Origin of the sequence: Thioclava sp. F36-7 (assembly GCF_002020075.1) — a bacterium.
Lineage (GTDB): Bacteria > Pseudomonadota > Alphaproteobacteria > Rhodobacterales > Rhodobacteraceae > Thioclava > Thioclava sediminum.
Genome location: NZ_MPZR01000004.1, coordinates 124,175 through 142,985, shown reverse-complemented (window position 1 = coordinate 142,985; position 18,811 = coordinate 124,175). Strand labels below are relative to the sequence as shown.

The following is an 18,811-nucleotide window of genomic DNA, read 5'->3' as shown; positions in this document are numbered from 1 at the left end:
GTATGAAAAAGTTCATGATGGCAGCGGTTGGCGGCACGCTCGCGGGGGCGCTTTTGTCCACGCAAGTCGCGGCGCCGCTGATGGCCGAAGAAACGAAACGCAACGAGACCGTCTACCAGCAGCTGGACCTGTTCGGCGACATTTTCGAGAAAATCCGCCAGGACTATGTTGAGCCCGTGGACAGCAAGAAGCTGATCGAAGCCGCGATCAACGGCATGCTCAGCTCGCTCGATCCGCATTCCAGCTACCTGCCGCCCTCCGATTACAGCGACATGCGCGTTCAGACGCGCGGCTCCTTCGGCGGTCTCGGCATCGAGGTCACGCAGGAAGACGGCTTCGTGAAGGTGGTTTCGCCGATGGACGGCACGCCCGCGGCCGAGGCTGGCATCAAGTCCGGCGATTTCATCACCGCGGTCGATGGCGAGTCCCTGATGGGTATCCCGCTCGATCAGGCGGTGGACAAGATGCGCGGGCCGGTCGGTTCGGACATCACCGTGACCATCGTGCGCGAAGGCGAACAGGATCCGTTCGACGTCACGCTGACCCGCGACACAATCAAGCTGACCGCCGTGAAGGGCCGCCATGACGGCGATACTGTCATCCTGCGCATCACCACCTTCAACGACCAGACCTTCCCGAACCTCGAATCCTCGATCAAGGAGCAGGTCAAGGAAGTCGGCGGCATGGACAAGGTCGACGGCTTCATCGTCGATCTGCGCAACAACCCCGGCGGCCTGCTGACGCAGGCGATCAAGACGGCGGATGCCTTCCTCGACAAGGGCGAGATCGTCTCCACCCGTGGCCGGAACCCGCAGGATAGCGAGCGCTTCAACGCGACCGCCGGCGATATGGCCGACGGCAAACCGATCGTCGTACTGATCAACGGTGGCTCTGCCTCGGCGTCGGAAATCGTGACCGGTGCGCTGCAGGATCATCACCGCGCGATCGTCGTCGGCACCAAGAGCTTCGGTAAAGGCTCTGTCCAGACGGTCATGCCGATCCAGGGCGAAGGCGCGATGCGTCTGACCACTGCGCGTTACTACACGCCGTCGGGTCGCTCGATCCAGTCGCTGGGCATCGCCCCCGACGTGGTCGTGCCGCAGCCCGATCAGCCGAAATCTGAGGATAAAGCGGCCGCCGAAGGCGACAACGCCCGCAAGATGACCTCCGAGGCCGATCTGAAGGGTGCGATCACCAACGACTCGATGACCGAGGACGAAAAGCAGCAGGCCGAGGACGAGCGCGCGAAAGCCGAAGAGGCCGCGAAGCGCCGGATGGAAGATTTCCAGATGTCCTACGCGATCGACCTGATCAAAGGTCTCTCGGCCATCGCCCCCGAGACGAAGGCTGACACCGCCTCGACGCAGAAGGCCGAAGCGCCCAGCGACGATGGCAAATCCGACACGCAGCAGAATTGAGGGAAGGGGCCTTCGGGCCCCTTTTTCATATGACCCCCGAAGAGATCGTTAAACTTCCTTACCGCCGCAATGTCGGCGTCGTGCTGATGAACCCCGCTGGCCTCGTGTTCGCAGGCCAGCGCATCGACAATCCCGGCCCGGCCTGGCAGATGCCGCAAGGCGGGATCGACAAAGGCGAGAAACCGAAAGAAGCCGCACTGCGCGAGCTGGAAGAAGAGACCGGGGTGAACCCCGATCTCGTCGAAATCGTCGCGAAAACCTCCGATTGGGTGCGCTACGACCTGCCGCATGATCTCGTGCCGAAAATCTGGAACGGCCGCTGGCGCGGGCAGGAGCAGAAATGGTTTCTGATGCGCTTCCTCGGTTCCGACGATCAGGTGCAGATCGAGACTGACCATCCCGAATTTTCGGTCTGGCAATGGATGTCCTTCGACGAACTGGTCGAGAATATCGTGCCCTTCAAACGCTCGGTCTATGAGGCCGTTCGCGCCGAATTCAGAGACTATCTCGGCTGAAGTCTCAGAAGTCGAGGCCCAGATCGAGCGTCCGGGCCGAATGGGTGAGCGCGCCGGAAGAGATGTAATCCACACCGGTCGCCGCCACCTCGGCGATCCGCTCGAGCGTCATGTTCCCCGAGGCTTCCAGAACCACGCGGCCCGCATTCAGCGCAACAGCCGCACGCAGTTCCGCGCTGTCCATATTGTCGAGCAGGATGACATCGGCCCCGCCGATTTTCAGCGCTTCTTCCATCTGGCGCAGCGTGTCGACTTCCAGCTCGATCCGCATCATGTGGCTGCGCGCCGCTTTCGCCGCTTCGAGCACCGCACGGACGCCACCAGCCGCCGCGATATGGTTATCCTTGATCAGGATCGCGTCGGACAGGCCGTAACGATGGTTAAAACCGCCGCCATGGGTCACTGCGGCCTTCTCCAGAACGCGCAGCCCCGGCGTCGTTTTCCGCGTGCAGGTGATGCGCGCCTTGGTGCCTTCGGTTTTCGCGACAAAACCTGAGGTTTTCGTGGCGATCCCGCTCAGACGGCCCGCGAAATTCAGCGCGACGCGCTCCGCCATCAGGATCGAGGCCGCCGATCCGTCGACCGTCAGCAACGTCTCGCCAGCCTGGCACGGTTTGCCGTCAGCGATCAGGATCGACACGCGCAGCGTGGGATCGACCAGCCGAAACGCCATCGCCGCGACCTGCATCCCCGAAACCACGCCATTTTCGCGCGCTTTCAGCCGCGCCGAGTAGGCTTTGCCCGCCGGGATCACCGCATTGGTCGTCGCGTCGCCCATGGGCGAAAGGTCTTCGACCAGCGCGGCGCGGACAATCGGTTCGATCAGCAAATCGGGCAGCATGTCAGTCCTCCAAGGCAGCGGCGCGGATGTTCAGCGCCTCCTCCAGCGTGATTTTCGTTCTCTCCGCCAGTTTCGGGTTCATCTCCGGGAAATCCGAGCGGAAATGCCCCCCGCGGCTTTCTTCGCGCGCAAGGGCCGCCGAAGCAATCAACGTGGCCGTGGCGGTCATGTTCCGCATCGTTTCCGTGCGAGCCTCCGCCTCGATCTTCGCAATGACCCGAAGCGCAGCTTTCAAACCATCCGCATCACGCACGACACCGACGCCATCGGTCATCGCTTTTCGCAATACCTGCACGGCTGGCTCATTCACCGGGACATCGCCTTCCGGGAAATCTGGGTTAACCATCTCGACGTCGGGGATCCCCCCAAGCTCCGCGGCGATCCCGACAGCGCAGATCCGCGCAAACACCAAGGCTTCCAACAACCCGTTCGACGCCAGACGGTTCGCCCCGTGAAGCCCGGTCGACGACGCCTCGCCACAGACCCAAAGCCGATCGAGAGAACTGCGCCCCTCGGTATCGGTATCGATCCCGCCCATGTGGTAATGCGCGGCGGGCGCGACAGGGATCACACCAGAAACAGGGTCTATTCCAGCCCTTTCGCAAGCTTCGGCGACAGCCGGGAAGCGCGTGAGAACCTCGGCCCCAAGGGCTGCGCGCGTGTCCAGAGCGGGCTCGCGCCCGGCTTTGCGTTCCAGATACACCGCCCGGGCCACGATATCGCGCGGCGCAAGCTCGGCATCGGGATGAACCGAAAGCATGAAGCGTTCGCCAGCCGCGTTAACGAGTGTTGCGCCTTCACCGCGCAGCGCCTCGGTCGCAAGCGGGGCAGGGTCTTCGCCACTGGCGATCGCAGTCGGATGGAACTGCACGAATTCCGGATCGGCGATCCGCGCCCCGGCGCGCGCCGCCATCCCAATGACCTGCCCACGAATGCGCGGCGGGTTCGTCGTGACGGCAAACAGCCCGCCCGACCCGCCGCCCGCCAGCAGGATCGCCGGGCTTTTGATCAGCACCGGCCCCGAGGGCTCAAACGCGCGCTCGATCCACACGCCGGTGACGCGCCCGTCCTCCGTCTCCAGATGCGTCGCGAGAACGCCCTCGAGAACCTGAACCGATGGGGTCTGCCGAACTGCGGCGACAAGCGTTTGCATGATCTCGCGCCCGGCCTGATCACCCTTCACTCGAACGACGCGCGCGTGGCTATGCGCCGCCTCGCGCGACATCACGTAATCACCCTCCGGATCGCGGTCAAAAGGCGTGCCGAGTTCGGTCAATGCAAGGATGTGCTGACGCGCTTCTTCGGTCACCAAATGCGCGATTTGCGGTGAAACAGTGCCTGCTCCGGCGATCATTGTGTCGCGTGCGTGAGAGGCAGGCGTGTCGCCAACCGACATCGCGGCCGCGACGCCGCCCTGGGCCCAGGCCGAGGATGCGCCTTCGCCCAGAGTTTCCGGCGAGATGATGAGAACGGGGCGGGGCGCAAGGCTGAGCGCCGCATAAAGCGCCCCCAGACCGGCGCCGACGATAATGATCCGTCGCGTTTCAATCACTTCGCGAGCGTCCGGGACAGCTCGATCATCCGCTCAACCGCGACGCGCGCCTTTTCGGCGACCTGCGGATCGACGATCACTTCCTCGGTCCCGGTATGCAGCGACCACAGGATTTTCTCGAGCGTGATCTTCTTCATGTAGGGGCACATATTGCACGGACCCACAAAATCTACTTCCGGCAACGCATCGGCGATGTTCGACGCCATCGAGCATTCGGTGACCAACATCGCCTCTTTCGGCTTGTTGGTTTCGACGTAGTTGATGATGCCCGAGGTCGAGCCCGAGAAATCCGACGCCGCGACGACATCGGGCGGGCATTCGGGGTGCGCGATGATCCGTGTATTCGGATGCATCGAGCGGAAGTCATTGATATCCTTGGCAGTATACTGCTCGTGGACGATGCACGAGCCCTCCCACCAGACGACATTCTTCTCGGGCACTTCGTTCGCCACGTTCTGCGCAAGATACTGGTCCGGCGTCATGATGACCGTGTCGCTCTCCATCGCGCGCACGATCTGCGCAGCGTTGGACGAGGTGCAGCAGATATCGGACGCCGCTTTCACCTCGGCGGTCGTGTTAACGTAGCTTACCACGGGCGCACCGGGATATTTGGCGCGCATCTCCGCGATACCGTCGGCGGTGATCGACTCCGCCAGCGAACAACCGGCTTTCATATCGGGGATCAGGACAGTCTTGGCGGGGTTCAGGATCTTCGACGTCTCGGCCATGAAATGCACGCCGCATTGGACGATCGTCCCGGCCTGAACCTTCGTGGCCTCGATGGCGAGCTGCAGACTGTCACCCACAACATCTGCCACGCCATGATAGATTTCCGGCGTCATATAGTTATGCGCGAGGATGACCGCGTTTTTCTCTTTTTTCAGACGATTGATCGCGCGGATATAGGGCGCGTAGCGCGCGAAATCGGGCAGGGGGATAACGCGATCCATCTTCGCATGGATGTCCCGCATTTCCTCTGCCAACTCAATGGATGGCGCAAGATCGTACGTCTCGGCCAGCGTGGCGCGCATTTCGGTCAGGTCCAGCATGGACGGTCCTCCCGCTCTCTCCCTAAGAAGCCCCCGATTTAAGGGAGGTTGACGCTCGGTTAAATGGAAAACTTGCTTATTATGTCAGAAAACCCGACGTTTTCAGTCGTAGCGGTTCCAGATCGCGGCTTCGCCGAGCTGGGCTACGAAGGCAGCATGCGCCTCGGCCTCCTCGGCAGTCAAGCGCGGGGGCAGGGGCTCGGGGCGAGGCTTAGGACGCCAGTCTTGATTGGCTCCGGCCTGACGTTTCTGTCCCGTTTCAACGGGTTGCAACCCGAAGCCCGGCTGCCGACCACCGATCAGCTCGAGATAAACCTCGGCCAGAATTTCACTATCGAGCAGCGCGCCGTGCAGAGTCCGCGATGAGTTGTCGATGCTGAAGCGGCGGCACAGCGCATCGAGCGTCGCGGGCGAGCCCGGAAATCTCCGCCGGGCCATTGCCAGCGTATCGAGTGCGCGATCATCCGGGATCAGCGGCATTCCGGCCCAGCCAAGCTCGGCATTCAGGAATTTCATGTCGAACTTGGCATTGTGGATCACGAGAACCGAGTCCGTCCCGATAAAATTCAGGAAATCGAGGCCGATCTGGGCGAATTTGGGTTTATCCGACAGGAATTCGTCGCCCAGCCCGTGCACCTGAAAAGCTTCCTGGGGCATCGACCGCTCAGGGTTAATGTACTGGTGATAGGTGTTACCGGTCGGCATGTGGTTGAAGAGCTCAACCGCACCGATCTCGACGATCCGGTCGCCTTCTCCCGGCTCGAAGCCCGTGGTTTCGGTATCGAGAACGATTTCACGCATCTTGCTCACCCCTGATCTTCGCAATCAGGTTTCGCACATCTTGGCGGGTCTGCTCAAGATCGAGGGTTTCGATTACGAAGGTAGCGCGACGTCGTTTCTCCGCATCTGGCATCTGGCGCGACAGGATGAAATCAAGCTGTGCCTCGGTCATGCCCGGCCGTTCGAGAACACGCGCGCGCTGAACCTCTGCCGGGGCGGTGACCACGAGCGTTGCATCGCAGGCAGCGTCAGCCCCGGTCTCGAACAAAAGCGGGATATCGAGAAGGATCAGATCCGCCTCCGGATGCGCGGCGATGAAGTCGCTTCGCGAGGCCGTGGTCAGCGGATGAACAATCGATTCAAGGCGGGTTAGAGCCTTTTTATCTCTGGCGAGCAGCTTTTTCAGCTCGGCCCGGTCCACCGCTCCATCATTGACCGCAGACGGGAAGACCGCGGCAATCGGCGCAACGGCCGCACCACCCTTCGCGTAGAGATCGTGCACCGTCTGATCCGCATCCCACACGGGAATTCCCGCCTCGGCGAACATCGCTGCCGTCGTGGATTTTCCCATCCCGATGGAGCCGGTCAGCCCGAGCAGGAAAGGATTGCTCATGCCCCGAGCACCGCGTTGCGGACTGTTTCGGTCACTTCCGGGCGCTGGCCGAACCAGCGCTCAAACCCGGGAACGGCTTGATGCAGAAGCATGCCGAGCCCGTCGACCACGGTGCATCCCACATCTTCAGCCTCGGCGAGGAATTTCGTCTTCAGAGGTGTGTAGACGAGATCGCAACAGGTCGCGCTTGGCCGCAACGCATCGAGCGGAACGCGGAGTTCGGATTTGCCGACCATGCCGAGCGAGGTCGTGTTCACGACGGTCGCGGCATCTTCGAGCATATTGCCCGCCTGCACCCAATCGTAAACGACGAGACGCGCGCCGAATTCCTGACGCAGCGCGTCTGCGCGGGCCCGGGTGCGGTTCGAGATACGAATTTCCGGCGCGCCACTTTCAAGAAGCGAGGCGACGATGGCGCGCGCAGCGCCGCCAGCGCCCAGAACTGCGGCCGGGCCAGACTTGGGATCCCAGTTAGGCGCATTCTGCCGCAGATTAGCGATGAAACCGTAACCATCTGTATTATCGGCATAAATCTTTCCGTCAGGACGGAATACCAAGGTGTTCGCGGCCCCGATCAATGCCGCGCGATCGGAAATGACATCGGCAATCTCAAGCGCGCGGATCTTGTGCGGGATGGTGACATTGGTGCCGACGAACCCCGCTTTCGGCAATGTCCGCAGCACGGTTTCCAGATCATCGCGCGCCACATCCATCGGAATGTAGAACCCGTCGATCCCGTATTCGGCGAACCAGGTCCGAAACAGGAGAGGCGAGCGCGAGTGCGCGACCGGCGATCCAATGACGCCGGCGAGGGGAATGCGCGGATGATCCGTCATGTCGTGAAATCTCCTCGGGCGTGAAGCCAGTTCAGGAATTCGATCAGGGGAAGGCCCAGGACGGCAAAATAGTCGCCTTGGACGCGGGAGAAAAGGCGCACGCCTTCTTCCTCGAGTTTGTAGCTGCCGACCGACCAGCGGATGCTGTCCCAGTTCCGGGCGACGTAATCGTCGATGAACGGCTCCGAGAGTTCATGCATCGTCAGGCGTACTTCACCGACATGCCGCCACAGCGGCTCGCCATCCCGGATCGCGACCATCGCGGAGAGAAGCTTGTGGGTCTGGCCCGAAAGGGCGCGCAGCTGCGATTTCGCATCTTCCGGCGTCTCGGGCTTCGACAACACCGCGCCTTTGAGTTCGAGAACCTGATCCGCGCCGATCACCAACTCCCCGGGATGGCGCGCCGAGAGCTTCGCCGCCTTCATCTCGGCAAGCAGGTCCGCCACATCGCGCGGCTTCGCCTCTGCGGCCTCCAAACTCCGGCGGATCATGTCTTCATCGATGCGTGCGGGCTGCACGGTCACGGACAGGCCGGCGTTGCGCAGAAGCTGCGCGCGGATTTCTGAGGCGGAGGCGAGGAGGATGTTCATGAACTTGTGGATAAGCGGGCGCAGAAGTCTCGGGGTCGAATTGGGCATAACGCGGATCGGCAGATTACTCCACCGGATCGGCACGTTTCATGGCAGATTTCCGAAACTTGTCCACCTGTGGAATTCGGATTCGAGCCGTTGGGGACATGCCGGGGATTTCACAATTTTCTCCCAAGATTTATCCACAGGGTGACGTTGTGACTCTCTGGAAAAGAATCACGCGATATCAATATTTTACGAAACGTTAGCCGAGTAAAATATTAGTGCTCGCCTGATGTTTTCCGCCTGTGGAGAAAGTCTTGATAAAGTGTTAATCCACATCATCAACAGGCCCTACATCATCATCATCTTTTTCTTTAAAGAATCTTTTTTGAAGATGATGGCAGCTGTCAGCCGGAGGCGAGATGACCGATTTCCTGAGCACTTGGTATTTGTGGATCAAAGCACTGCACGTGATGGCGATCATCACCTGGATGGCAGCCCTGTTCTATTTGCCGCGACTTTACGTTTACCACGTCGAGGGGCTGAACAAGGCGGGCATGGAGCGCGACAGCGATCAGGAGCTTCTGTTCCGGCATCAGGAACGGCTTCTCCTCAAGGCGATCATGAATCCGGGAATGATCGCGAGCTGGCTCTTCGGCCTGATGCTGGTCTTCACGCCGGGGATCGTCGATTGGTCGAGCATTTGGCCGTGGACCAAAGCCGCAGCCGTTCTCGGCATGACCTGGTTCCACATGTGGTGCGCGAAGGAACGCAAGGCGCTCGCGGAGGGCAGGGCGAACCGCAGCGGGCGTTACTACCGGATGATGAACGAGATCCCGACGATCTTCATGATCGTTATCGTCGCCTCGGTGATCGTGAAATTCTGACTTTCGTTGACTCAGCGACGCTTTGCGCTTATCTGCGTCGCTAAGCCACGGCCGTCCTGGTCGACCGGTTTTTCTGATTCATGACGAATTTTCGCGTCCACCGCTCTGGTGAGGCGCCAGCTGCAGGTGATCCGATGAGCGATGAACGCCTCAATCTCTCCGATTTGAAAGCCAAGAGCCCGAAGGAACTTCTGGCGCTGGCCGAAGAATGGGAGATCGAAAACGCCTCGACAATGCGCAAGGGCGAGATGATGTTCTCGATCCTGAAGGAGCATGCCGAGGATGACTGGGTCATCGGCGGCGATGGCGTGCTGGAAGTGCTGCAGGACGGCTTCGGCTTCCTGCGCTCGACCGAAGCGAACTATCTGCCGGGTCCCGACGATATCTACGTCTCGCCCGACATGATCCGCCAGCACAGCCTGCGTACCGGCGACACCGTCGAAGGCGTGATCCGCGCCCCCGGCGAGAACGAGCGGTATTTCGCGTTAACGAAGGTTGAGCGGATCAACTTCGAGGAGCCGGAGAAAGCGCGCCACAAGGTCGCTTTCGATAACCTCACGCCGCTCTATCCTGACGAGCGTCTGAAGATGGAAATCGAGGATCCGACGATCAAGGATCGCTCGGCCCGGATCATCGACCTCGTTGCGCCGATCGGTAAGGGTCAGCGTTCGCTGATCGTGGCGCCGCCGCGGACCGGTAAGACGGTGCTGCTGCAGAACATAGCGACCTCGATCGAGCAGAACCATCCGGAATGTTACCTGATCGTGCTGCTGATTGACGAACGTCCGGAAGAAGTGACCGACATGCAGCGCTCGGTGAAGGGGGAGGTCGTGTCCTCGACTTTCGACGAACCGGCAACGCGTCACGTCGCGGTCTCCGATATGGTTATCGAAAAGGCCAAGCGCCTGGTCGAGCATAAGCGCGATGTCGTTATTTTGCTGGACTCGATCACCCGTCTGGGCCGCGCCTTCAACACCGTCGTTCCGAGCTCGGGCAAGGTGCTGACTGGTGGTGTCGACGCGAACGCGCTGCAGCGTCCGAAGCGCTTCTTCGGTGCTGCGCGGAACATCGAAGAGGGCGGCTCGCTGACCATCATCGCGACCGCGCTGATCGATACGGGCTCGCGGATGGACGAGGTCATCTTCGAAGAATTCAAGGGCACCGGTAACTCGGAAATCGTGCTGGACCGCAAGGTCGCGGACAAGCGCGTCTTCCCGGCGATGGACATCCTCAAATCCGGTACCCGGAAAGAGGAACTGCTCGTCGATCAGAAGGATCTGCAGAAAACCTACCTTCTGCGCCGCATCCTGAACCCGATGGGCACGACCGATGCGATCGAGTTCCTGATTTCGAAGCTCAAGCAGACCAAGACGAACTCGGAATTCTTCGACTCGATGAACGGCTGAGGCCGTCCTATCTTCCGCAGGGAAGAGGATTGCTATGGACACGATCTATGCTCTGGCCACGGCCCGCGGAAAAGCGGGCGTGGCCGTCATTCGTATTTCAGGACCGCTGGCGTGGCAGGCGGCGCGGAACTTGGCAGGGACCCTGCCGGAGCCGCGCGTCGCAGGGCTGCGGCGGTTGCGGCTCGCGGGTGAGGAACTCGACGAGGCAGTGGTGCTGTGTTTCGAGCGCGGCGCCAGCTTCACCGGCGAAGAGGTCGCGGAACTGCATATCCACGGCGCGATTGCGACGGTGTCCGCCGTGTTGCGCGCCCTTGGGCAGATCGACGGGTTGCGGCTTGCAGAACCTGGTGAATTCACCCGGCGGGCGTTGGAAAACGAACGGCTCGATCTGGCGCAGGTCGAAGGGCTTTCCGATCTGATCGAGGCGGAAACCGAGGCGCAGCGTAAGCAGGCATTGAAGGTTTTGTCAGGCGCAGTTGGGGCTCTGGTCGAGGATTGGCGCGCAAAGCTGATCCGGGCAGGGGCGTTGATCGAAGCCACGATCGATTTCGCGGATGAGGAAGTTCCGGTAGATGTTTCGCCCGAGGTACTGGAGCTGATCGACGCGGTCAGCGCCGGAATTCGCGATGAATTACGTCGTCTTGGTGCGGCGGAGCGTATTCGCGAGGGGTTCGAGGTCGCGATTGTCGGGCGGCCGAATGCCGGGAAATCAACCTTGCTTAACGCGCTGGCGGGGCGCGAAGCGGCGATCACCTCCGAATTCGCAGGCACGACGCGCGACGTCATCGAGGTGCGGATGGAGATTGGCGGGCAGGCGGTGACCTTGCTTGATACCGCTGGGCTGCGCGAAACCGACGATGTCGTGGAAGCGATCGGGGTGGAACGGGCACTGGACCGCGCGCGACAATCCGATCTGCGTGTTTTCCTGCTCGACGGCGAGGAAGTCCCGCTGATCGCACCGGAGCCGGGCGATCTTGTGGTGCATGGCAAAGCCGATATCGCTGCGCATGATGGGTTGAACGTCTCCGGGAAAACGGGCGAAGGGCTTGGCGAATTGCTCGCTGCGATCGAAGAACGTCTGTCCGGGCTTGGCGAAGGCGCCGGCGTAATGACGCGCGAACGGCACAGGGTTGCGATGCAGCGCGCATTCGGGGCTTTGGAATCGGCGCGAGATGAGGTATTGCGCGGGTCCGACCGAAGCGAGCTGGCAGCGGAATCACTGCGCCAGGCGGCTTGGGCGCTGGAAGCGTTGCTCGGTCGGGTGGATGTCGAGAACCTGTTGGACGAAATTTTCTCGAGCTTCTGCATCGGAAAGTAAGGAGTGTTTCACGTGAAACATTACGACGTCATCGTGATCGGAGGCGGGCACGCCGGAACCGAGGCAGCCCACGCGGCGGCCCGGATGGGTGCGCAGGTGGCTTTGGTGACGCTTCGCGCCGATGCGATCGGGGTGATGTCGTGCAACCCGGCGATCGGCGGGCTTGGTAAAGGCCACCTGGTCCGTGAGATCGATGCGCTGGACGGTGTGATGGGCCGGCTGGCCGACGCTGCCGGTATCCAGCTCCGCCTTCTTAACCGACGTAAAGGCCCCGCCGTGCAAGGCCCGCGCGCTCAGGCGGATCGTAAACTCTACCGCGAGGCCGCCCAGCGTATGACCGCGGCGCAGCCGAACCTCGAAGTGGTCGAGGGCGAGGTGACCGATCTTCGCGTCGAAGGCGGTCGGGTCACCGGCGTGGTGCTGGCAGATGGTGTGATGCTGAGCTGTCAGTCGGCGATCCTGACTTCGGGGACTTTCCTGAATGGCGTGATCCATATCGGCGACCAGCAGCGTCCGGGTGGACGCATTGGGGATCGGCCCTCGCGCGCATTGGCCGAGCGGCTTTACGCGATGGATCTGCCCATGGGCCGTCTTAAAACCGGCACACCGCCGCGGTTGGATGGGAAGACGATTGCCTGGGATAAACTGGAGAGTCAGCCCGGTGATGACGACCCGGTGATGTTTTCCTTCCTGAACCGGAGTCCCGAGGTCCGGCAGATTTCGTGCGGGATTACCCATACGAATGGGCGGACGCATGACATCATCCGGAGCAACCTTGACCGCTCCGCGATGTATGGCGGTCATATTTCGGGGGTGGGGCCCCGCTATTGCCCGTCGATCGAAGACAAGGTCGTGCGCTTCGCGGATAAGGACTCGCATCAGATTTTCCTTGAGCCAGAAGGCCTGGACGACGACACGGTCTATCCGAACGGGATTTCCACCTCGCTGCCGGTGGATGTTCAGGAAGATTACGTCCATTCGATTTTCGGGTTGGAAGAGGCGAAGATCCTGCAGCCCGGTTACGCGATCGAATATGACTATGTCGATCCGCGTGCGCTGGACGCGACGCTGCAGTTGCGTGCCGTCCCTGGCCTATATCTTGCGGGTCAGATCAACGGGACCACAGGATATGAGGAGGCCGCAGCTCAGGGTCTCGTCGCTGGTTTGAATGCGGCATCCTCTGCGAAGGCGGGCGCGCCGGTGCATTTCAGCCGAACGTCGAGCTATATCGGTGTGATGATCGACGATCTGACGTCGCGCGGGGTAACGGAGCCTTACCGCATGTTTACCTCGCGGGCCGAGTTCCGTCTGTCTCTGCGGGCCGATAATGCCGACCAGCGCCTGACGGGGATGGGGATCGAGATCGGCTGCGTTGGCGAGGCGCGCCGGGTTCTGTTTGAAGAGAAATCCGCCGATCTGACGGCAGGTCGGGAGTTGCTGCAGTCGATCTCGCTGACGCCCAAGGAAGCCAAGGCGAAGGGCTTTAAGGTGAACGAGGACGGGACGCGGCGAACTGCTTTCGATCTTTTGTCTTTCCCCGATATCACGATGCCCGCGCTGCAAGAGGCGCTGCCGGAATTGCAGGATCTCTCCGATGAGACGGCGCGGCAGCTGTCGATCGATGCGCTCTATGCGAATTACGTTGCGCGTCAGGAGGTCGACGCGGCTTCCCTTAAGCGCGATGAGGGCTGGAAAATTCCCGAAGATTTCGATTTCGATTCTCTGCAGGGGCTCTCGAACGAGTTGAAGGGTAAGCTTAAGCGCGCGATGCCGAAAACTTTGGGGCAGGCAGGACGAGTCGATGGCGTCACGCCCGCGGCACTTACGTTGATCTTGGCGCGACTACGGCAATCAAAGCGGGCACGCTCGGCATGACGACGCCTGAGGCTGAGGATTTCGCTGCACGATTCGATGTTTCACGTGAAACATTGGATAAGCTGTTTTCTTACGAGGCGTTGCTCAAGAAGTGGAATCCCGCGATTAACCTCGTCGCGAAGTCGACCTTGGAGGATATGTGGTCGCGCCACTTCCTCGATTCGGCACAAATATTCGCGATGGCGCCCGAAGATGCGCGGATTTGGGCGGATTTCGGGGCAGGGGGCGGCTTTCCGGGTTTGGTGATTGCGATTCTGTCGGCGGAAAAGGCGCCAGAACGCCAAGTCATTTTGGTCGAATCGGATCTACGAAAATCGGCCTTTCTCTCGACGGTCACACGGGAGCTGTCGCTCAATATCCGCGCTCTTGCGCAACGAATCGAAGAGATCGCCCCGCTGAAGGCCGATGTCGTCTCCGCCCGGGCCCTCGCAAACCTACCGAAACTACTGGAATTCACCGCCCGGCATCTGAAGCCCTCCGGCATCGCTATCTTCCCGAAAGGCGCGCGCTGGCAGGAAGAACTTGCGCAGGCGCAGGAAAGCTGGTCCTTTGACTACGGGGCGATCGAAAGCCTCAGCGATCCAAACAGTGTTGTCCTGAAAATCCACGGAGCCGAGCGTGTCTGATCCAATTCGCGCAAATGAACCGAAAATCATTGCGATTGCGAACCAGAAAGGCGGCGTGGGGAAGACGACGACGGCGATCAACCTCGCTGCAGGGCTGGTAGAAGCCGGGCGTAAGGTTCTTTTGATCGATCTCGATCCGCAGGGGAATGCGTCGACCGGTCTGGGGATTGAGCCCGATGATCGCGAGCTGACGACCTACGATCTGCTGATCGAAGACGCGCCAGTTTCCTCGGTTTTGCACAAGACCGAAATCGACGGTCTTTACCTCTGCCCGGCGACGACGGACCTGTCCTCGGCGGATATGGAGCTTGTCTCGACCGAAAAGCGCAGCTTCCTTCTGCATGACGCGCTACGACATCCAGATGTTGATAGCTATGGCTTCGACTATATCTTGATCGACTGCCCACCTTCGTTGAGCCTTCTGACGATCAACGCAATGGTTGCGTCGCATTCGGTCCTAGTGCCGCTGCAGGCGGAATTCTTCGCGCTCGAAGGACTTTCGCAGCTGATGCTGACGATCCGGGAGATCCGCCTGAGCGCGAATCGTAACCTGCGAATCGAGGGGGTCGTTCTCACGATGTATGACGTGCGGAACAATCTCTCGCAGCAGGTGGAGGCGGATGCGCGCGCGACTCTGGGCGAGCTGGTGTTCCGAACGATGATCCCGAGGAATGTGCGGGTATCCGAGGCGCCGTCCTATGCGATGCCGGTGCTCAGCTACGACAGCAGTTCGCGCGGGGCGTTGGCCTATCGGAATCTCGCCAGCGAATTGATGTCGCGGCATGAACTGGCAAAGGCGGTGTGAGAATGGCGAAAGAACGCGAAAAGCGTGGATTGGGGCGTGGTTTGTCGGCTTTGATGGCGGATGTTGATTTGAATCCGACCGAGACGACGACGTCTCCGCGTCGCCCGGAGCAATATGTCCCGGTCGAGAAGATCGAGCCGAACCCCGATCAGCCGCGTCGCGATTTCGAGCCGGCCGCTTTGGAAGAACTGGCGTCTTCGATCCGCGAGAAGGGTGTGATTCAGCCGCTTATCGTGCGCAAACATCCGACGAAGCCCGGTCATTACGAGATTGTGGCCGGTGAACGCCGGTGGCGCGCGTCGCAGATGGCCAAGCTGCACCAGCTTCCGGTCATCATTCGCGAATTCAATGACACGGAAGTTCTGGAAGTCGCGATCATCGAGAATATTCAGCGCGCCGACCTCAATGCGCTCGAAGAGGCGCTTGCGTATAAGCAGTTGATGAGCCGCTTCGGGCATACGCAGGAAAAACTGGCCGAGGCGCTGTCGAAAAGCCGTAGCCACATCGCGAATCTGATGCGTCTGCTGCAGCTGCCCGAAGAAGTTCAGGTCTATCTGCGCGAGGGCAAGCTGTCTGCCGGTCATGCGCGGGCGATGATCACCGCTGAAGATCCGATCAGCCTGGCGAAACAGGCCGTTGCGAAGACGCTTTCGGTGCGCGATGTCGAGAAACTTGCGAAGAAACAGCAGGGCGGGGAAGAACGCAAAGCGCGTCCGAAACCCCAGAAAGACGCTGACACGCGGGCGCTCGAGGGCGATTTGTCCGCGACGATCGGGATGAAGGTTGCGATCGATCATACCAGCAGCGGCAGCGGCAAGATTACGATTGCTTACGACGATCTGGAGGAGCTCGACAAGCTTTGCCAGATGCTCAGCAACGGCTGATCAGCTATTCGGGCGCGTCCAGATGAAAATCAGGACGCCGAGCAGGGTGATCCCCTGAAGCGCCAAAATTTCGACCGGTAACCGGAAGACCAAAGACAGGCCGAAAGCCGCGAAAACAGACACTGTTGCCGCGATTTTTGCGCGTTTCGCGATGGCGCGGCGTTCTTGCCAGTCGATGATCTGCGGTCCAAAGCGCGGATGGGTGATGATCCAGTTGTGCAGGCGATCAGAGGATCTTGCGAAGCAAAACGTCGCCAGAAGCATCAACGGAACGGTCGGGACGAGCGGCAGAAACAGCCCGATGATCCCGATTCCGGCCGAAATAATGCCAAGCGTGAGCCAGAGGATGCGCATCAGGGGATGAGATCGCGAATGATGGCGTTCAAGACCGGGCGGCCTCGATCCGTCGCGCGCAGAAATCCGTTCTCTCTCTCAACCACGCCGATATCCTCAAGATGGCGCATTGTCGCCTCATCGAGCGGTGAACGCGAGATCGTGTTGAACCGTTCCATCACGAGCCCTTCGGACAGGCGCAGCGCGAACAGAAGATATTCGATTGCCTGCTCTTCGCGGGGCAGGGCGGCGCGTTCATTCTCTCCGGCACCGGTTTTTTCCACCTGCGCAAGCCAGGCGCCGGGCTGTTTGAGCGTATCGGTAGCGTGACGGACACCGCCTTCGGTAAGGCGCCCATGTGCGCCGGGACCGATGCCGATATAGTCGCCATAACGCCAATAAATCAGGTTGTGGCGGCTCTCGGCGCCCGGGCGCGCGTGATTCGAGATCTCATAGGCGGGCAGGCCGTGCTTTTCGCAGATTTCCTGCGTCGCGAAATACATCTCGGCGGAGATATCGTCCTCAGGAATGCCGCGCAGCTTGCCGGCGTCGTGCCGCGCGCCGAAAGCCGTGCCGGGTTCGATGGTCAGCTGATAGAGCGAGAGGTGGTCGACCGCCATTTCCAGCGCCTCGTCCAGCTCTGCTTTCCAATCTTCGATCGTCTGGTGTTGGCGCGCGTAGATCAGATCGAAGCTCACACGCTCGAATTGCTTGCGCGCGATGTCGAAGGCTTTCTGGCCTTCCGCGACTGAGTGCATCCGGCCCAGACGACGGAGATCTTCGTCATTCAGCGCCTGCATCCCCATGGAGACGCGGTTCACGCCAGCCTCGGAAAAGGCTCTAAACCGCCTGGATTCGATACTTGTGGGGTTCGCTTCGAGGGTGATCTCGAAATCGTTGCTGGTTTGCCAGTTTCTGCGGATGCGCTCGATGATTGCGGCGACGATCTCGGGATCCATCAGAGAGGGTGTGCCGCCGCCGAAGAAAACCGTGTTCAGAATCCGGCCTTCCGTCTGCGCCGCATAGCGGTCGAGTTCGCTGAGATAGGCAGAGAGCCATCGTTTCTGGTCGATGGCGGTCGCGACATGGGAATTGAAGTCGCAATAAGGGCATTTGGCGGCACAGAACGGCCAGTGAAGGTAGAGGCCGAACCCTCCGTGCCGCCAATCCTCGGTCATTGCGCGTCGAAAATCGTCACGAACTTGCGGAAAGCATCCGCACGGTGCGAAATCTCGTTCTTTTGCGCGGCATCCATCTCCGCGAAGGTCTGGTCATAGCCATCGGGCTGGAACATCGGGTCATAACCATGCCCGAGAGCGCCGCGCATCGGCCAAACCAGCTGACCTTCGACACGGCCGTCGAACACCTCGTCATGCCCGTCGGGCCAGGCGAGAACTAGGGTGGAGCGGAAGCGCGCGGTCCGCGGCAGCTCCGCTTCGATCTCGTCGCAGGCTTTCCAGGTTTTTTCCATCGCCATGGTGAAGTCGCGCCCGTTCGGCGTGGTCGCCCAATCGGCAGTGTAAACGCCCGGCGCACCGTCGAGACAGTCGACTTCGATGCCGGAATCGTCCGCCAAGGCGGGCAGGCCGCTCGCTTTCGCCGCCGCATGGGCTTTGATCCGCGCATTGCCGACAAAGGTGCTCTCGGTCTCTTCCGGCTCGGGGAGGTTCATCTCCTTCGCGCCGACGACCTCGACGCCGAAAGGCGCGAGGATCGCTTTGATCTCCTCGAGCTTTCCGGCGTTATGGGTCGCGACCAGCAGCTTCTTTTCGGTGAAGCTTCTCATTCGACTGCGGCTTTCTGCATTTCGACAAGCTTCGCAGCGCCTTCCTCGGCCAGATCGAGAAGCCGATCCATCTGTTCGCGCGAGAAGGTCGCGCCTTCGGCCGACATCTGCACTTCGATCAACTTGCCGCGCCCGGTCATGATGAAATTCCCGTCAGTGCCCGCTTCGCTATCCTCTGCATAGTCGAGATCCGCGACCGGCTGGCCCGCATAAATGCCGCAGGACAGGGCTGCGACATGATCGAGCAGCGGATCCGAGGTGCAGGTGCCCGATTTCAGCAGCTTGTTAGTGGCGAGACGCAGCGCGACCCAACCGCCGGTGATCGAGGCGCAGCGCGTGCCGCCATCGGCCTGGATCACATCGCAATCGACCACGATCTGACGTTCGCCAAGCGCCGAACGATCGACGCCAGCGCGCAGGGCGCGACCGATAAGACGTTGAATTTCAACGGTTCTTCCGCCCTGCTTGCCTGCCGCGGCCTCGCGACGGTTACGCGTGTTGGTCGCGCGCGGCAGCATGCCGTATTCTGCCGTCACCCAGCCAAGGCCGGAACCTTTCAGGAAAGACGGCGCGCGGTCTTCGATCGTGGCGGTGCACAGCACATGGGTGTCGCCCATTTTGATCAGGCAAGACCCTTCTGCGTGTTTCGTAACCCCGGTCTCGATTGAAATCGGGCGAAGTTCACTTAACTCTCTGCCGGATGGGCGCATCGTGG

At 60.9% G+C, this 18,811-nt stretch carries 20 protein-coding genes; 9 read left to right on the top strand and 11 right to left on the bottom strand.

The window, feature by feature from the left end; translation table 11 throughout:
- Positions 1-2: 2 nt before the first annotated feature.
- Both BMI89_RS08660 and BMI89_RS08655 read left to right on the top strand, forming a co-directional pair.
- Positions 3-1,418, top strand: coding sequence for a S41 family peptidase (locus BMI89_RS08660; protein WP_078570615.1), 1,416 nt, complete (start codon positions 3-5; stop codon positions 1,416-1,418).
- A 29-nt stretch (positions 1,419-1,447) separates the two neighbouring features.
- Complete coding sequence (locus BMI89_RS08655; protein ID WP_078551016.1) at positions 1,448-1,933, top strand: RNA pyrophosphohydrolase; 486 nt, start codon at positions 1,448-1,450, stop codon at positions 1,931-1,933.
- A gap of 4 nt (positions 1,934-1,937) precedes the next feature.
- Here BMI89_RS08655 and nadC read toward each other — a convergent pair whose 3' ends face one another.
- From nadC to BMI89_RS08620, 7 genes are all read right to left on the bottom strand, one after another.
- Positions 1,938-2,774 carry a carboxylating nicotinate-nucleotide diphosphorylase gene (gene nadC, locus BMI89_RS08650; protein ID WP_078570614.1) on the bottom strand — a complete coding sequence of 279 codons (837 nt, stop codon included), beginning with the start codon at positions 2,772-2,774 and terminating at the stop codon, positions 1,938-1,940.
- A 1-nt stretch (position 2,775) separates the two neighbouring features.
- On the bottom strand, positions 2,776-4,326 hold the full coding sequence (locus BMI89_RS08645; protein WP_078570613.1) for an L-aspartate oxidase: 1,551 nt from the start codon (positions 4,324-4,326) through the stop codon (positions 2,776-2,778).
- Positions 4,323-5,375, bottom strand: coding sequence for a quinolinate synthase NadA (nadA, locus tag BMI89_RS08640; protein WP_078570612.1), 1,053 nt, complete (start codon positions 5,373-5,375; stop codon positions 4,323-4,325). The genes BMI89_RS08645 and nadA overlap by 4 nt, the downstream gene beginning before the upstream one ends.
- Positions 5,376-5,477: 102 nt before the next feature.
- Entirely contained in the window at positions 5,478-6,176 is a 699-nt protein-coding gene (gene dnaQ / locus BMI89_RS08635) for a DNA polymerase III subunit epsilon (protein ID WP_078541749.1), read from the bottom strand.
- Positions 6,169-6,768, bottom strand: a complete 600-nt coding sequence (gene coaE, locus BMI89_RS08630) for a dephospho-CoA kinase (protein ID WP_078570611.1) — start codon at positions 6,766-6,768, stop codon at positions 6,169-6,171. The genes dnaQ and coaE overlap by 8 nt, the downstream gene beginning before the upstream one ends.
- A complete protein-coding gene (locus BMI89_RS08625) occupies positions 6,765-7,604 on the bottom strand; it encodes a shikimate dehydrogenase (RefSeq protein WP_078570610.1) in 840 nt (279 codons plus the stop codon). The genes coaE and BMI89_RS08625 overlap by 4 nt, the downstream gene beginning before the upstream one ends.
- The gene (locus BMI89_RS08620; protein WP_246831997.1) at positions 7,601-8,242 is read right to left on the bottom strand and encodes a Maf family protein; all 642 of its coding nucleotides are present in this window, start codon (positions 8,240-8,242) and stop codon (positions 7,601-7,603) included. The genes BMI89_RS08625 and BMI89_RS08620 overlap by 4 nt, the downstream gene beginning before the upstream one ends.
- Before the next feature lie 356 nt (positions 8,243-8,598).
- Here BMI89_RS08620 and BMI89_RS08615 point away from each other — a divergent pair, with 356 nt between their 5' ends.
- From BMI89_RS08615 to BMI89_RS08585, 7 genes are all read left to right on the top strand, one after another.
- Positions 8,599-9,063 carry a CopD family protein gene (locus tag BMI89_RS08615; RefSeq protein ID WP_078541497.1) on the top strand — a complete coding sequence of 155 codons (465 nt, stop codon included), beginning with the start codon at positions 8,599-8,601 and terminating at the stop codon, positions 9,061-9,063.
- Between the two features lie 134 nt (positions 9,064-9,197).
- Entirely contained in the window at positions 9,198-10,469 is a 1,272-nt protein-coding gene (gene rho / locus BMI89_RS08610) for a transcription termination factor Rho (protein ID WP_078522665.1), read from the top strand.
- Between the two features lie 34 nt (positions 10,470-10,503).
- The gene (gene mnmE / locus BMI89_RS08605; RefSeq protein ID WP_078570609.1) at positions 10,504-11,787 is read left to right on the top strand and encodes a tRNA uridine-5-carboxymethylaminomethyl(34) synthesis GTPase MnmE; all 1,284 of its coding nucleotides are present in this window, start codon (positions 10,504-10,506) and stop codon (positions 11,785-11,787) included.
- Positions 11,788-11,799: 12 nt separating this feature from the next.
- Positions 11,800-13,662, top strand: coding sequence for a tRNA uridine-5-carboxymethylaminomethyl(34) synthesis enzyme MnmG (gene mnmG / locus BMI89_RS08600; RefSeq protein WP_078570830.1), 1,863 nt, complete (start codon positions 11,800-11,802; stop codon positions 13,660-13,662).
- Entirely contained in the window at positions 13,659-14,288 is a 630-nt protein-coding gene (gene rsmG, locus BMI89_RS08595) for a 16S rRNA (guanine(527)-N(7))-methyltransferase RsmG (protein WP_078570608.1), read from the top strand. The genes mnmG and rsmG overlap by 4 nt, the downstream gene beginning before the upstream one ends.
- Positions 14,281-15,093: an AAA family ATPase gene (locus BMI89_RS08590; protein ID WP_078522668.1), complete on the top strand. Its 813-nt coding sequence runs from the start codon at positions 14,281-14,283 to the stop codon at positions 15,091-15,093. Before rsmG ends, BMI89_RS08590 begins: the two co-directional genes overlap by 8 nt.
- Positions 15,094-15,095: 2 nt before the next feature.
- Positions 15,096-15,977 (top strand): ParB/RepB/Spo0J family partition protein, encoded by an 882-nt coding sequence (locus tag BMI89_RS08585; RefSeq protein ID WP_078570607.1) that lies wholly within the window; start codon positions 15,096-15,098, stop codon positions 15,975-15,977.
- Here BMI89_RS08585 and BMI89_RS08580 read toward each other — a convergent pair whose 3' ends face one another.
- From BMI89_RS08580 to rph, 4 genes are read right to left on the bottom strand one after another with little or no spacing between them, the layout of a single operon-like run.
- The gene (locus BMI89_RS08580) at positions 15,978-16,331 is read right to left on the bottom strand and encodes a YbaN family protein (RefSeq protein WP_078570606.1); all 354 of its coding nucleotides are present in this window, start codon (positions 16,329-16,331) and stop codon (positions 15,978-15,980) included. It lies immediately after the preceding gene.
- Complete coding sequence (hemW, locus tag BMI89_RS08575; protein ID WP_078570605.1) at positions 16,331-17,488, bottom strand: radical SAM family heme chaperone HemW; 1,158 nt, start codon at positions 17,486-17,488, stop codon at positions 16,331-16,333. The genes BMI89_RS08580 and hemW overlap by 1 nt, the downstream gene beginning before the upstream one ends.
- Positions 17,485-18,096 (bottom strand): RdgB/HAM1 family non-canonical purine NTP pyrophosphatase, encoded by a 612-nt coding sequence (gene rdgB / locus BMI89_RS08570; protein WP_078570604.1) that lies wholly within the window; start codon positions 18,094-18,096, stop codon positions 17,485-17,487. The genes hemW and rdgB overlap by 4 nt, the downstream gene beginning before the upstream one ends.
- Positions 18,093-18,806: a ribonuclease PH gene (gene rph / locus BMI89_RS08565; RefSeq protein ID WP_078570603.1), complete on the bottom strand. Its 714-nt coding sequence runs from the start codon at positions 18,804-18,806 to the stop codon at positions 18,093-18,095. The genes rdgB and rph overlap by 4 nt, the downstream gene beginning before the upstream one ends.
- Positions 18,807-18,811 lie beyond the last annotated feature (5 nt).